The sequence below is a fragment of the Paenibacillus sanfengchensis genome (assembly GCF_036864765.1).
Taxonomy (GTDB): Bacteria; Bacillota; Bacilli; order Paenibacillales; family Paenibacillaceae; genus Fontibacillus; species Fontibacillus sanfengchensis.
The window spans coordinates 64845-80350 of the sequence record NZ_JBAGJC010000019.1; the positions used below are offsets into that span (position 1 = coordinate 64845).

Annotated in this window: 11 protein-coding genes; 4 read left to right on the forward strand and 7 right to left on the reverse strand. The window is 53.4% G+C overall.

Annotated elements, in window-relative coordinates; translation table 11 throughout:
- The first annotated feature begins 716 nt into the window (after positions 1–716).
- From V4U84_RS24410 to V4U84_RS24420, 3 genes are all read left to right on the forward strand, one after another.
- Positions 717–1571, forward strand: a complete 855-nt coding sequence (locus V4U84_RS24410) for a sugar phosphate isomerase/epimerase family protein (RefSeq protein WP_334078173.1) — start codon at positions 717–719, stop codon at positions 1569–1571.
- Between the two features lie 98 nt (positions 1572–1669).
- Complete coding sequence (locus V4U84_RS24415) at positions 1670–2749, forward strand: Gfo/Idh/MocA family protein (RefSeq protein ID WP_334075311.1); 1080 nt, start codon at positions 1670–1672, stop codon at positions 2747–2749.
- Complete coding sequence (locus V4U84_RS24420; protein WP_334075143.1) at positions 2746–3768, forward strand: Gfo/Idh/MocA family protein; 1023 nt, start codon at positions 2746–2748, stop codon at positions 3766–3768. Before V4U84_RS24415 ends, V4U84_RS24420 begins: the two co-directional genes overlap by 4 nt.
- A 102-nt stretch (positions 3769–3870) precedes the next feature.
- Here the strand turns inward: V4U84_RS24420 and V4U84_RS24425 are convergent, their stop codons facing one another.
- The 4 genes from V4U84_RS24425 to V4U84_RS24440 form a co-directional block, all read right to left on the reverse strand.
- Positions 3871–4374: an S-layer homology domain-containing protein gene (locus tag V4U84_RS24425; RefSeq protein WP_334075142.1), complete on the reverse strand. Its 504-nt coding sequence runs from the start codon at positions 4372–4374 to the stop codon at positions 3871–3873.
- Positions 4375–4584: 210 nt separating this feature from the next.
- Positions 4585–6615 (reverse strand): methyl-accepting chemotaxis protein, encoded by a 2031-nt coding sequence (locus tag V4U84_RS24430; RefSeq protein WP_334075141.1) that lies wholly within the window; start codon positions 6613–6615, stop codon positions 4585–4587.
- A gap of 195 nt (positions 6616–6810) precedes the next feature.
- The gene (locus V4U84_RS24435; RefSeq protein WP_334075140.1) at positions 6811–8454 is read right to left on the reverse strand and encodes an MDR family MFS transporter; all 1644 of its coding nucleotides are present in this window, start codon (positions 8452–8454) and stop codon (positions 6811–6813) included.
- 14 nt (positions 8455–8468) lie between these two features.
- Positions 8469–8903, reverse strand: coding sequence for a MarR family winged helix-turn-helix transcriptional regulator (locus V4U84_RS24440; protein WP_334078174.1), 435 nt, complete (start codon positions 8901–8903; stop codon positions 8469–8471).
- A 964-nt stretch (positions 8904–9867) separates the two neighbouring features.
- On the opposite strand from V4U84_RS24440, the gene V4U84_RS24445 reads away from it, so the two are divergent.
- On the forward strand, positions 9868–10209 hold the full coding sequence (locus V4U84_RS24445; RefSeq protein WP_334075138.1) for a cupin domain-containing protein: 342 nt from the start codon (positions 9868–9870) through the stop codon (positions 10207–10209).
- Between the two features lie 107 nt (positions 10210–10316).
- Here V4U84_RS24445 and V4U84_RS24450 read toward each other — a convergent pair whose 3' ends face one another.
- The 3 genes from V4U84_RS24450 to V4U84_RS24460 all read right to left on the reverse strand — a co-directional run.
- Entirely contained in the window at positions 10317–11273 is a 957-nt protein-coding gene (locus V4U84_RS24450; protein ID WP_334075137.1) for a 3'-5' exoribonuclease YhaM family protein, read from the reverse strand.
- A gap of 83 nt (positions 11274–11356) precedes the next feature.
- Positions 11357–13819, reverse strand: coding sequence for a transglutaminase domain-containing protein (locus tag V4U84_RS24455; protein WP_334075136.1), 2463 nt, complete (start codon positions 13817–13819; stop codon positions 11357–11359).
- A gap of 457 nt (positions 13820–14276) precedes the next feature.
- Positions 14277–15506: WIAG-tail domain (locus tag V4U84_RS24460; RefSeq protein WP_334078175.1), on the reverse strand; the 1230-nt coding region annotated here is incomplete at its 5' end.

Genomic DNA, 15506 nt, shown 5'->3' on the forward strand with positions numbered 1-15506 from the left:
TAAACAGGCTGTTAGGGCGAGAATCCAGGGAAATAACGGCGCTCACGACCGCTAGAATTTTGAAAAGGTTACTTTTCGTTAAATAGCGGCTGCTACAGCCGTTAGACTTCACTGGCGTTGCATTAACCCGAGGGGGCTAATGGCTGTAACAGCCTCCCTTTGAAGCCGGGCGGGTGGATAAGGGCCGTTTGCGCCGCTATTTTGTCGAATCCGTCCCTTCGGCGTGAAATAGAGGTCCTTTAGGGCCTTATTTTTGGGAAAAGCGGGCCGAAACCTGATTTTGGGACCCGCACCAGAGCAATAAGGCCCTTTTGCGCCGCTATTTTTCCCGCGAAAGCGGATCGGGCCGAAATAACGGCCCAAAATGCCGTTAATGTGGCGGGCAGCACTATGTGTCAGGTTTGATGCAACGTCAGTGCTACTCCGTCCGTTAGAATCTCGAATCGCCTTAAAAATACGAAATAGCCGCTATGGCTTCCGTTACCAGCTGTCCGCTTTCTATAGAGGAGCCGGCCCCAGGCATGCTCCGATCCCGAGCCAGCCGGGCGGGAGAGGGTTCCGAGCCAGCCCGGGACCATGCGGCTTTCACGGGGCGGCGTCTGCTCGGCTCAGCCCGCTCGGCTCATAGCGCCGGCCCGTCCGGCTTGCGCCGGTCCCCATGCCCGGCGAAGCCCCGGCCCGCCGCCCTACCATAACAACAATAAGGAGCGATTGCGATGAAGTTGTCCGTCTTTACTGTCGTTACGCCGGATTTGACGCCGGAGGAACTGGTCGTTGCGGCCCGCGAGGCCGGTCTGGACGGCGTGGAATGGCGCTTTAAGGAGATTCCTGCCGAAGCGGCGGGGGAAGCGCCCTCTTTTTGGCGCCATAATAAATGCTCGATCGACCCGAACCTGCCCGAGGAAGCGTGGCTGCACTTCAAGGAAATTACGGAAGCGCAGGGGCTGCAGGTCGTCAGTGTCACGCCCTATTTGAACTCGCTCGATCTCGATGAGACGGAGCGGGCGTTTCGGGCTGCCCGGCTGCTCGGAGCGGACATGGTTCGGGTGGGTGCGGCCGCTTACGACGGGACAAAGCCGTATCCCGAATTATACGAGGCTACTGTCCGTTACCTGAAGGAAGCCGAGGCGATGGCCAAGCATTATGACGTGAAGGGAATTGTGGAAACGCATCACAACACGATCGCTCCCAGCGCCGGTCTGACCCATCGGCTTGTAAGCCACTGCAAGCCCGAGTATATCGGCGTTCTTTTCGACCCCGGCAACATGGTTCATGAAGGCTATGAGAATTTCAAAATGAGCCTGGAGCTTTTGGGGCCGTACTTGGCTCATGTCCACATAAAAAACGCCGCCTGGCTGCCCGATTCCTCTCGCGGGGACGGCTCCCCGGGCTGGCGGTCAGGTTGGGCGCCCCTGGCCGAGGGATTTGTCGATTTCCGCCGGCTGCTGGCCGACTTGAAATCCGTCAGGTATGACGGGTATCTCGGTATCGAGGATTTCAGCGGGCAATACAGCTCCGGCGCTCTGCTGCCGGCGTTTGTGCAATTTATCCGCGAAAGGATGGGGATTTGATGGACACAAAGCCCACCGTAGGGATGGAATCGTCGCCGCAAGGAACAAACGAGCCCGGGCAAGTTCTCCGGCCCGAGGCTTTTCAAACGCGGGACGGGATGAACTACGCCCCGAAAGGCCTGCCCCGGCCGGTCGTGCAGCCCGGCGAGTTCACGTTTGCGGCCGTCGCTTTGGATCACGGCCATATTTACGGCATGACCGGCGGACTGGTTGAAGCCGGGGCCAGCCTGAAATGGGTGTATGATCCGGATCCGGCCAAAGCCGAAGCGTTCATCCGCGAGTTTCCGCAGGCGGTCCGCGCGGCTACGCTGGAGCAGGTGCTTGAGGACCCGGAGGTCCGGCTTGTGGCCGCCGCCGCGATTCCGTCGGATCGTTGTGCGTTGGGGCTTAAGGTCATGGATGCCGGGAAGGACTATTTTACCGACAAAGCGCCGTTCACAAACCTGGATCAACTGGAATCGGCCCGGGAAGCCGTTCACCGCACCGGCCGCAAATACGCGGTTTATTACAGCGAGCGCCTCCATGTGGAATCCGCCGTCTATGCCGGACAGCTGATTCGGGAGGGGGCGATCGGCAAAGTGCTCCAGGTCACCGGCTTCGGCCCCCACCGTCTGAATTCCCCTTCGAGGCCGGACTGGTTTTTCCGCAAGGCGCGGTACGGGGGCATTCTGTGCGATATCGGCAGCCATCAAATCGAGCAGTTTCTGTTCTATACCGGCTGCAAGGATGCCCGGGTGCTGCACAGCAAAGTCGCCAATTACCATCACCCCGAATACCCCGAACTGGAGGATTACGGCGACGCCACCCTGCTGGGGGATAACGGGGCCACACAGTATTTTCGCGTCGATTGGTTCACGCCGGACGGACTCGGCACGTGGGGGGACGGTCGGACGTTTATTCTCGGCACCGAGGGCTATATCGAACTGCGAAAATACACCGATATCGCCCGGGATTCGGATGGCGATCACGTCTATCTGGTCAACCGGGAAGGGGAGCGACATTTCAGCGTTCGCGGCCAAATCGGCTTTCCTTACTTCGGGGAATTGATCCTCGATTGCCTGCACAGAACGGAACGGGCCATGACGCAGGAGCACGCCTTTAAAGCCGCAGAATTATGCTTGAAGGCACAGGCGCAGGCGATGCTCATTTCCCGGGAAGAGGATGGGATAAGCAAATGAATGAAGCGTTAGGCGCGGCGATTATTGGCTGCGGGACGATCTTCCCGCTGCATGCCGAGGCGTTGAGACAAATGGACGGAGCCATGTTGAGGGTGGTCATCGATGAGGATCGAAGCCAGGCGGAAGCGGCGGCCGGGGAATTCGGGTGCGAGGCCGCAACCCGTTACCGCGAGCTGCTGGACCGGAATGATATTCAGGTCGTTCATTTGTGCACGCCTCATCATCTGCATGCCGAAATGGCGGTCGAACTGCTTCGGGCCGGGAAGCACGTGCTGAGTGAAAAACCGATGGCCCATAACCTCGAAGCGGCGCTGCAAATCTCTCAAGCGGCGGAGAGAAGCAACGCGCAGTTTGGAGTGATGTTTCAAAACCGATATAACGAGTCCTCCCAGATCATTCGAAATTTCATTGATACAGGTGAACTGGGAAACCTAGTTTGCATGAAAGGCATCGTCACCTGGTCCCGGAACGCGAGCTATTACAGCAACAGTACGTGGCGCGGGCGTTGGGAAACGGAGGGCGGCGGCGTTCTGATCAATCAGGCGATCCACACCCTCGATTTGCTGCAATGGTTCGGGGGCGAAGTTTCTTCCATTCGGGGCTGCGCCAGTGCTGACTTTCTCCATGAAGTCATAGAAGTGGAGGATACGGTACATGCCGCGCTTACCTTTAAAAATGGAACGCGTTGCCTCTTTTACGCCACAAACGCTTACTCGGTCAACTCGTCCGTCGAACTGGAGCTTATTTTCGAGCGCGGCAGTCTTCACCAGCATCGGAATCGCCTTATCCTGAACCAGGGCGGCCAGGAGAGTCTTCTTTGCGGTCCCCCCTTCCTCTCCGGGGAAACCGGAACGGCTGCCGGGAAATCTTACTGGGGCTATAGCCATGGCCGGCTGATTTCCGATTTTTACAACCATATCCGGGAAGGCCGGAAGTTTTGGATCGACGAGCGCGAGGGCCTGAAAACGATGCGGTTGCTGTCGGATCTCTATGCATCCCCGCAAATCCGCCGGCCGTAACAGCGCGGATAATCAAAAACCTCAAGCCGCTCGTGCGCCGGCTTGAGGTTTAATTATTTCCTTTCCGCTTACAATCGATTCAGGGTCAAAGTCGGTCCTTGCTCAGTCGCGCCTGTTTTCCGGAGGGAGATGTTCCAAGAACGCCTGCCTCAACTTGTCCAGCAGCAGAATCGCTTCCGCCCGCGGGATCGGGCGAAACAGGCCTCCCGGTACGGATCCTTCCGACAAATAACCGCCATATTGGAAAAAAAGAACCGCTTCTCTCGTATAAAAGGGAACCCGGTTCAGTTGCAACTCATCGGTTGCTCCCCTCCGGAGCCGCTCGGGCTCTGGCTCCAGCAGGTTTAATCCGATCAGGTACCGGTGCAGCATGACAAGATAGTCCAGCGTTCGAACCCTGCCCTGGGGGCTGAACTGCCGGAGGCCGGTTCCCCGGATCAGGCCCAACTGGCTTGCCGCCCCAATGGCTTCGGCATAGTCGCTTTCCTGCTTCACATCGTTGAACAATTCGTTCTTTCTTCCTTGAATACCGAACAGCCGGTTCAGCAGGACCACCGCCTCCCCGCGGGTCAATTCCCGGGAGCACTCCGTTTTTTCACCAAGCATCTCATTAATCACACCCTTAATTATGCATGAATTGGCCCCTCTTTCTCATGAAATTCATTCTGCCGTCCCAGTATCAATTCCGCATTAATTCCAGTTCGACATATTGTTAAACTTTGTGTAAAAAAACAGCCGTTCCCTAAAAAAAGGAAACGGCTGTCATAAAAATGTCTATCGACTTCCTCCCAAGGAAGCCACCGGCTGTTTTTCCGTTTACAGCTTAAATTTCTTAAGCTCGTCGTCCAGCAGCTCGGAAAGTTTTTGCAGCCCTGCGGCATGCTTCGTAAACTCCGTCATCGTGGCGGAGATTTCTTCGGTAGACGCGGACACCTCCTCCGAAGTCGAGGCGATCTCTTGCGATACGGAGGAAAGGCTCTCAACTTCCCGGACGACATTTTCCCGGTTCCGATCGCTCTCCATCACATCGCTTTTAACCGTATGGACCTTGTCGATCAAGGTTTGTACCGAAACGATGATCTGCTCAAAAATCTCTTTCGTTTCTTCCACGGCCGTTTCTTGCTCCCGCACTACCGTTTCCGTCCGGTTCATCGCGCTTACCGCTTCGCTGACGACACTCTGGATCCCGGCCACCATCTTGCCGATTTCCGCCGCGGAGGCGCTGGACTGCTCGGCGAGCTTGCGGACCTCATTCGCGACGACCGCAAATCCTTGGCCGTGCTCCCCGGCCCTGGCCGCTTCAATGGAGGCGTTCAGCGACAGAAGATTCGTTTGCGTTGAAATTTCGGAAATCGCGGCCAGCATTTGATGGATGTCTCCCATATGCTTCTCGATATCCTGTACTCTCCGACGAACCTCGTCCGTGGATTGTTTGGTCTGGCCGGATTTTTCGGCAAGCAGGGATACCTGTCCAAGACCCTTATTTCCATATTCCGCCGAGATTTTCGAGGCTTCGTCCATCTCCAGCGTGGAAGCCGATATACGTTCCAGATTTCCGGAAAGCTCCGCAATTTCATCGGCGCTCGTCTGCGAGTTTTCGGCTTGGCGGACGGTTCCCACGGCGATTTCCTCAATGGCCTTGGCCACTTGCTCCACGGAACGGGAAGTTTCCATCGTCATTCTGGACAAAGACGAGGAGGTCTCCAGCACGGTCTTGGAGGAAACCTCGACATTCTGCAGCGCTTGGGACAGTCCCTCCATCATGCTGTTAAAGCTGGCTTCCAGTTCCTTAAATTCATCCTGCGAATTTACGTGGATGCGGGTGGTCAGATCGCCCTGGGAGGCTTGGGCAAAGCCCGTTTTAACTTCCTGAACGTTTCGCCCAATTTTCCGGCTGATGAAATAGGCTACCATTACGGAAACCAGACCGCACGCGATCATCAGCCATAAAGTGAGGTGACGGATTCCCCTGGAGCTATCCGTAATTTCCTTCGTGTCCAACGTAGCTACGATTTTCCACCCGGTTTTAGCATGGGTCGTAAAGGCCGACGTTTTGGAAACGCCCTGGTATTCATATTGACTGAAGCCTTCCTCCCGGCCGGCTATGTCTTTCCACAGTTTTATTTTGCTCAATTCGTTCGTGCCGATCAGCTTCTGGTCCTTATGTGTGATCGCTATCCCGTTTTTGGAAAGGACCAGCATATAGCCGTTTTCGCCGATTTCAATCTGATTGATATCATTGCTGAGCGCGTCGATATCCAGGTCGATCGCGATGACCCCGGAAACGGCCTTATCTTTGCCCAGCACAGCCTGGGAGACTGTAAGGGTCATCTTTCCCGTGGCCTTGTCCGTATAGGGTTCGCTGATCGCCAGTTCCCCGTTCGCTTTGATGGCCTCTTTATACCAGTTTTGAAGCGTCGGATCATAATCCCCCAGCTCCGTCTCCTTCGGTGCAATCAGCAGTTCTTTGTCGACGGAGGCGAAATAAACATTTCTGAAATCTTCTCGGGTATTTCTCATATCTTCGAGGAGAAACTGTCCGTATGTACGATTGTTGGGATTTTTTGAAAACTCCGTAAAATCCACGTTATGGGCCAGCAAATTAATCGAGCCCTCTACTCCTGACAGGTAATTGACTACACTATGTCTGACTTCTTTGGCCAATTGCAGGGACGAGTCCTCCGTTTCAAGCATCATCGTGGTTTGGACGTGTTTTATGGAAATCCCCCCAACGATGATCACAGGAATGATCGCCAGCGCCGCCATAAAAACAATCAATTTCGTTTTCATACTTTTGAAGCGCGGCAGCCGAATCGTCCAGTTCAGCTTTTTCTTCTGATGGTTCATGATGTGGTATTCTCCCCTTTTATAAATATGTTTTCAAGTTACGTCACAAGATATCGATTATACCATCTCCCGGTAGATCGATCCATGTAAATTTTCTGTAATTTTAGTTTATTTTCATTATTTTCAAAAAAGAAACAAAAAGAGCAGCATGGCGCTTCTCAGCCCCACCCTGCTCTCATTCCCTATCTTTGGGAATTATGCTTTTACACCGGCTGCTTTGGAAGAAGCGGCTTGGCGTTTGGCTTCACCAGCGGGTTCTGCACCAACCTCGGACGAAGCCTGATTCGTCGTACGCAGCGGGAGTTCCTTCAGGAAGAAGACCAGCACGAAGGCGACGACCAGGACCAGCGTCCCCGTAAGGAACACGACGGACAGCGTATCGCCCAGCGCAGCCCGTATGCTCGCGATCATTTGCGCGAACAAGGGCTGCACGTCCCCAGGCAGGCTGGCTTGCGTCTGTTCGATCAGCGGCTTGTTCATCAAGGTCTGCGGATTGGCGAAAGCGGTAAGCTGTTTAGCCATCGCCGGATCCATCTTGCTGAAGTCCACGGCGCTGTCCGACTGGAGTGCGCTCTTCAGGTTGCCCGCCAAACTGTTGGACATGACCGTACCCATGACCGCGATCCCGATCGTACCGCCCAGGTTACGGAACAGTTGGGAGGAAGCCGTAACAACCCCAAGCTCCTTGTGCGGAACCGCATTTTGCGTGGCCAGCGAGAAGACCGGCATCCCCAGGCCCAACCCGATCCCGAAGACCATCATGCTCACCACCGCGAGCCAGACGCTGTTCATAATAACCATTAGCGCCATGCCAAGTATCATAACCGGCACGCCGATCAATGCATATTTTTTGTACTTGCCTTGCTTGGCGATCCATTGCCCCGTCAAGGCGCTCGTAATGACCATAAAAATACTCATCGGCATCGTTACATAACCGGCATACGTCGGAGTAATTCCCATGACCCCTTGCACGAAAAAGGAGATGTAGATCATAGCGCCCATCATGCCGAAGTTCATAATAAAACCGATCAGATTGGAAATCGTTACAACATCGTTTTTAAACAAATGCATCGGCAAAATCGGGTTTTTCGTTTTCAATTCAATGATGACGAAGATTACCGCAGAGACGACCGTCGCCGCCAATAGGCCGAGAATTTGTGCAGAGCCCCACTTATATTGGGTTCCGGCCCAGGAAAAAGCCAGCAGCAGCGGCACGATCGTTGTTGTCATAAACAGGGAACCCAGGTAATCGATCCCCTCCCCTTGCTTGCGGTCCACCTTCGGAAACAAAGTGAGGATCATAATAAAGGCAACGACCCCGAGCGGCAGGAAGATCCAGAACAACCAGTGCCAATCCAGATGATCGACCAGGTAACCGCCAAGCGTCGGTCCAAGCACACTGGAAAAACCGAAAATAGCGGTCATAAAGCCCATCCATTTCCCGCGTTCACGAGGAGCGAACAAGTCCCCGACCGCCGTAAACGCCGTGGACTGGATAATCCCCGCGCCGATCCCCTGAATCCCGCGGTAAGTGATAAACTGGAATACATTGGAAGATGTTCCCGTCAGAAAGGCGCCGGCCATAAACAATAAAATACCGATCAAGATAAACGGCTTGCGTCCGAAAATATCGGACAGCTTGCCGACCAGGACGGTCGCGATGGTCGAGGTCAGCAAATAAATATTGATCGTCCAGGTATAATAATCCATCCCGTCGAGAATGGAAATAATGCGCGGCATCGCCGTGCTCGTAATCGTTTGGTTAATCGCCGCAAAAAACATGGCCGTCATAATGGCAATCATAATGGTTATTTTGCGTTTTAATGATAAGTGCTCCATACTCTCTCCACCTCTTAGTTCTCTTTTTCCAAATAGGCAATCATCTGCGAAAATATCCGCTTCAAATGCCGAATATCTCTATCGTCCAGCATACTGAATATCGTCCGGTTCGACTCTTCCTGCTCTTGTATGATTTTATTTACAATGTCCTTACCCAGCTCGGTAATGGTTATATAAACAACTCTCCGATCGTCTTCGTCCCGGGCCCGGATTGCATACCCTTCGGTCACCAAACGATCGGTCAGCCCCGTAATGGCCGCCGAGGTAAGCCCCAGCTTTTCCGCAATCGTCGAAACCCTTTGCGGACCGCTTCGGCTCAAGATGTGCAGCATTTTAAACTGGGGAAAGCTGAGATTGTACTCGCCTCCGCGTTTGTTCCATTCTTGGGTAATGCCCTTGATCAAAGTTCTGAACATCGTCGTTACTTCGAGCAAGTCTTGTCCTTCCACGCCTGTTCCCCTCCATGATCTGTCCATCTAATGATTTGAACCATCTCCTTTCTCTATTTCATTAATTCATAACTTAATAGTTATATAGTTTAAATAATAAGCAGTAAAATATTAAAAAGCATTTATTAATATACCTGGAACTCAACGCTTCGTCAAGCAACAATCATAAAGAATTTTTTTCCCAAAAAAAGATTCTGTATAGGTTGAACTAACGAATTGGCGTTGGGGAAGGATATGATAGGGTTTCGGAGATACGTTGCCGACATCCACAATTGTAGATATAAAGCCCTACCGTCGGAGTTTACATCATTAACGGGAAAATCTCCCGTTAATGTACCGCTCTTGGCTCTTCGATCGGATTCAGCTGGAAAAACTCCATCTATTTCGCAGCCCTATTGCCGATATACACAATTTCAGGCGAATTAGCGGGAGGTTCTCCAGCTAATTCGCCTCTGCAGCCGCATACGCACCAAATTAACGGGAAGAATTCCTTTTAATTCAAATGTACACCGCTGCCTATTGCCCCATTAGACATCGTAGTAGGAGAAAATGAGAAACCGCTGCGTCAACTATAATTTGGAGGGAGTGAGGTGCCCGATAAGTACGCAGTCTCAAGCCCACAGACATCCAAGTCCGTATTAAGCCCGGGGCGATCAGGGTGCCTAGCCTAGTTGCACTTCCAACTCCAAATGAGGTAAATCTGCAGGTATTTCAGCAATTTTAGAGAAACGAGCCTACTTCGCCGAAAATTCCTGCTGAATTGCAGGATTCTTGAAATTTTTGTTCCGAACAGGAAAAAAACTTGCAGATATGCAGGAGGAATTCTTGTTAGTCAAGGTTGTCTGACGAGGCACTAGTATGCAAATCAATAGTTCAAACTATATGCATGATTTTTGCAAAAATTGATTTGAATCAAGGTTTGCTTCCCCACGGACGGGTAGGATAAAGGCAAGGAGGGATTCACATGGAGAAAAAAACATTGGCAAGTCTGCAGGAATATCAAGAGGGGAGATTTACGAAGCGAATCGCCTTTCAAAAAGGCGAGAGTGTGGTATTTGTTTTAAACTTCTTGCCAGGACAGCAGTTGCCCGCACATCAGCACCCCGGAACGGATGTTTATCTCCTCGGTCTCGAGGGAGAAGGAACGGTTTCCGTGGACGGCGTCGAGTCCGCATTGGCTAAAGGGGAAATCGTGCATTTGGAGGGAGAGGAAACGTTCTCGTATACAAATTCGGGCAGCGAGCCTTCCTCGCTGTATGTCATTCTGACCAAAGTTCCCGAGCCCCGTTACGCACAAAATATCTAGGTTCAGCCCGAGCTTCAAGAATAAGAAGGCTGCCGCACGGTGGATATTCCAAAGTGCGGCAGCCTTTTATCAGCTTAAACATATAAGTGCGGTAAGAGATTTTATGCCTACAACTTGGTCCGGTACACGGCCTTGTTCTCAAGCCCGCGAATCAACGGCGTCCATTCGTCCGTCTCCGGTGTTGTATTTAAAGCGTCCTCCACCATCTGCAACTTGGCATCCATCGCATCGATGTAATGCAAGGCGACCGCTTCGGCCATCTGCGGCTGAACGGGGCTCCCCCATTCGCCCAGGTTGTGGTGCGACAGCACCAGATGCTGCAAGCCGAGCACCCTGGGCGACTCCGGTCCGATTCCGAGCCGGACGGCGGCCTCCGTAATCCAATTCGAAGCCATGGCGATATGGCCAACCAGCCTGCCCTGCACGCTGTATTCGGACACGATGCCGAGCTGCGCCACCATCTCTTCCGGTTTGGCGATATCATGCAGGATGATACCGGCCTTCAGCAGATCGGCGTTTAAAAACGGCCGCTGGCGGCACAGGAAATCGCCGAGCTCCAGCATGCGCACCATATGGTACGCCAAGCCGCCAAAATAAGCATGGTGATGGGTCTTGGCCGCCGGAGCATGCTCCAGCTTCTCCTCTACTTTTCCCACACAGAACCGCACGATTTCCCGAATCTCTTCATCGGCAATCCCGTTCACGACGTGCAGGATCGTATGCATCAGCTCCTCCGACGAAATCGGCGCGGAGCGGATAAAATCCGTCAACTTCACCCCGTCCTCGGCCTTCGCCGGGCGGATTTGCATGATCTTTACCTGCAGTTTGTCCCGGTAGGTTTGGACCAGCCCTTTTACCTTTACGAGACCCATCGGAAAAAAGGTTTCCTTGTCGGTCGAAGACGCATCCCACAGCTTGGCCGGGAGCTCCCCGCTGGCGTCGCACAGCATCATATCGAGATAATCCTTGGGCGGCGTGCTGTTCGTCTGCTTGATTTCCAACGATTTCAGCAGGTAAAAACCGACAAATTCATCCTGATTCCCCAGTTGCCTGATCAATGTCACACTAGATTCCTCCATAGAAATGATAGTTTCATTATACTACGGAGAGGAACGGATGACAGCCCAACTGCCGGGTTGCCGCCACGCTACGGATAAATTACCACGTAATTTTCCATTTCGTAATAATCCGCATCCTCCGCCAGCTCCGGGGAAATTTGATAAAATGTTTCCGAGGCGGCCTCCATCAAATCGTTTTCATCCAGATTGGAAGCGACACGGAGCGAAATGACCTCATCTCCCCGCCGCAGGCCTTTCGCCAATTTCTTCTTGAACTCCGCCAGCGTTTTGACTTCTAAGCCATGGGAGGCATAATAATCTTTGGAGTTGGATTTGCCGGCGTAATCGTACAGCTCGCTGTCCAAAACATAGTCTTCGTCAAAATGAAAGTTCAGCTCTTCGGCCAACTGATCGCCGGCATTGTACAGGAAGTAAGGCACCCCCGCATTCGTGGCGCCGTTTGTCGCATCGACATTCAGCCAATCCTCGCCGATTCGGACTTTATTCCAGGCATGGGGAATATCGTCCAGCGTCCCGGTAACGACGATGCTTTCCAGCCCAGCAAGATCCCCAAGCAGCTTAAAAGCATAGGCGTAACTCATGCAGACGCCCTTTTGCTTGACCAGAACACCGTAAGGGGTATAGGCATCGGAAAATTCGTCATCGACATATTCAAAATCGTGAGCTTCCGAGTTTTCATAGGCTTCGTCGTCATATACCGAATTGTTGTCCAAATAGTCGTAAATGGCCAATCGTTTCTCCCCTTCGGTCATCCCTTCCCTGATTATGGAGGACAAAATATGCCGGGCCGCCTCCAGCGTCTCGGCTTGCTTCTCCTTGATCGTTCGCTGTGAATCATGGTAATCCACGATAAGGGCCTCACTGAAATAACTGTATCTGTAGCTTTTGACGCCAAGAATCATCGGGTTTTGATAATACACCTTGTTCAGCACATCTAAGAGCAGTTCCTCATCCTCCGCCTCGGAAAAAGCGCTCAAAGGAATTTTTCGTTGGCCATCGATCATGAATCTGGCCAGATACTCTTCCAGGGCCGAATCCGCGTGAATCTTCACTTCCTTCAGGATGGGCAGGTCGGGAACGAGCTGACGGTCCCAGCGTTTAAGCTCGGTCGGATCGTTATCCTCCTCCGGAAACCGCTGCTTCCAAGTCTTGATCTCGATTTGCGGCCCCGAGGGCTCCTCCTCGGCCAAACGAAACGCCTCCAATTCCGCTTGAGGAACGGAAGCCTGCCGGGCCTCCAACGCCTGGATTTCCCGGTCCGTCGGGCGGTCGTAGAAGCTTATCCAGCCTCTGAGAGCCGTCCCCGGAATTCTATAATAAACCCGACTGGAATCCTCTTCATTCTCCGGAGAAGACAGCCTCAACGTATCGTAGACAATCGTGCGGCTTGTCACACGCCCATCCACATTTTCGACGTCCACCTTTTGCGGCAGTCCCTCCAGCCTTTGGAAGCCCAGCAACAACCGGTCCGAGGCCTCCTCCGTCAATTTGGAAGGGAGCTTGCCCAACAGCGGGTACGTTTGTACCGCTTTGCTAAAGTTGGATTCCCGCTCTCCGTTGACGGCTGTCACATAATAGTTTCCGCTAACCATAAGATTTTGGGAGGTGACTCTATCCTTGGAGGAGAAATAGCTCAATGCTCCATGGCCGTCCATCATAAAATCGTCGAATTCGGTTTCGGTCGTTACTCCGATCAAAATCGGATAATTATCCTTAAACCCGCCCCCGGCGCCCGGGATAGGAAGCTGTTTCTTTCCGTCGCCGGCAAAATCGGCCATATCGTTGTAGATATGGTAGGCCTCCGCTCCCTCCACAGGCTTCCACCCCAGCTTCAATCGGCCTTCTCCGCTAATTTGGGCGGAAACCTCCGGCACGGGCAGCGCCGACTTCACCGTAAACGGAATGACAATCGGCGAATCAAGACGAACAGGGTCAGCCGCTTTCATATCGTAGTTTACACGGATATAGTATTTAGGGGCGTTCCCCCACACATTTTCACCAGCTTGATAAGTATAATTGGATGTTAAAACGCCATAAAGCGCTGGGGACAAAACCACCCTGGAACCGGGGGCCGCTCTCTCGTCAAATTCGGCCCGGTAATCGATTCGGCTCTCCGGAAGGGCCTTCGAATCGGTATGTACTGACACGATATCTTCGGGGCGCAGCTTTTTTCCGAAGACGGATTTGAAAGTTATGTAGAAGGTTTCATCGGGTTCAACCTGAGCCAGAGTCCCCGGCCCTCGAACCTCGGTATAGGCGTTGCTGTATTTGTTCTTTAAATCGGCAACCGTCAAAGTTCCGGTAATCGGCGCTGCCTTCGATTCCGAATCCTTTTTGGGCTTTGGCTTGGTCTGTTGCGTACTTTGTTCCGTTTCGGTTTCCGGGCCTTTCGATTTCTCCTGAATTGGCTGAAGGATCGCCGCGGTTTCCCTTACGATATCCTCCGCCATCCGGTCCGCCCACTGACAACCGGCCAGAGTCCAGCAGCACAGGATGACAAGCCCTAGTTTCCTCCAGACGAACCCATGCACGTCGCTCCCTCCGCTCTATAAGTAATAAAGTTATTATACAAAAGAGAGGGAAATACTGTATATAATCTGAACGGCTCTTTTTTGTCATTTTCGACAAAAAGCTATATAAGTTGAACTTAAGAAAGCTGCATCGGAAGCATAGGCTGCGTTCGCCTTTGTGACCGGATTTCTACCGTATAAATTTAATTAAGAAAACTGGGACGGGCAGCGATCGGAAGAACATTTCACACGGCTGCCTTACAGGTAAATCAATTGTTCAACTTATATATATTCCGATATCGGCGTCTCCCGTTTGTTCCCCACGACCTGATTTCCCGTAGTGATTTCCGGATGGTACGAATCTCTCCAAACCCCTGGTTCTAAAATCCCGCTCCCTCCTTTCTGTAAAACGGGAGACGGCCGCCCGGAAATTCCGGCGCGGCCGCTTTGTAGTCAAAAATTGTTCTTTGCATGCGGTTTAATCAAATGAACCTACGGCAATCCACGTGATATACCCGTAATTAAAATGGCTGTCTCTCAACCTGGTGACCTCCACCACCGCCAATTCCCGGGTCTGTTCCTTTAGCGAGACGTAATAAGCGGGCTGGTTTGTCATGGCGACGAGCACGTAATGCTCGTTGGGATAAGGCTGATCAAACATGACGGTAACATCGGTGGAAATCTCGTTCCTGGAGAGCAAGAACGGACACATTCCGAACTGCTGAAGTGTCGGCTGCCCGAACGGGGCTTGAACGGGAGTGATGCTCAAATGCTCCGGCCCGACCGCACCGGGCTTGATTTTTCCGGCACCGACCGACGCCTCGCCCAGATGCTGTTCCAGTACGGCCTCCGTTGTAATGTGCCGGCTGCTTACGGCGTCCGCTTGAAGATGGTCCGGGCCCACTGCCTCGGCGCCAAGGGCCTCCGCCGTCACCGCCCCCGCTTGCAAATGGCCGCTTCCGATGGAGCCCGGCTGCAAATCTTGGCCGCTAACTCCAGCCTGCGGCAGTAGACCGTCCTGCTGCAGGGCGGGGGAAAGATGCCAAACTTCAACGGCATGCGAGCCGATATGCCGCGTTTGGACCGCTTCCTCGGCCAGATGGTCCGCATCAACTGATTCCGCTGACAGATGCTGACGCTGTACCGCACCATCCCCGATATGGTGCTCCTGTACCGACCCCGCCGTCAGATGACGGCTGTACACGGCGTTTCTCTGCAGATGATCCGCGCCTACAGCTTCGGCCCCAAGCGCCTCCGCGTTCACGGCTCCCGGCTGGAGATGGTGCGGGCCGATCGATCCCGCTTGCAGTTGGTCTCCGCCGATTCCCCCCGCCGGCAGCAGACCGCTCTGCTGCAGTTCGACGGACAACTGCCAGGTTTCCACACTGTCCGGAGCGATGTGCCGCGTTTGGACCGCTTCGTCGGCCAAATGCACCGCATCAACCGATTCCGCCGACAGATGCTGACGCTGTACCGCACCGTCCCCGATATGGTGCTCCTGTACCGACCCCGCCGTCAGATGACGGCTGTATACGGCGTTGGCCCGCAGATGGTCCGAGCCTACAGCCTCGGCCCCAAGCGCCTCCGCGTTCACCGCTCCCGGCTGAAGATGCTGCGGGCCAATCGATCCCGCTTGCAGTTGGTCTCCGCCGAGCCCCGCCGACGGCAGCAGGCCATCCCGCTGCAGTTCGGCGGACAGCTGCCAGGT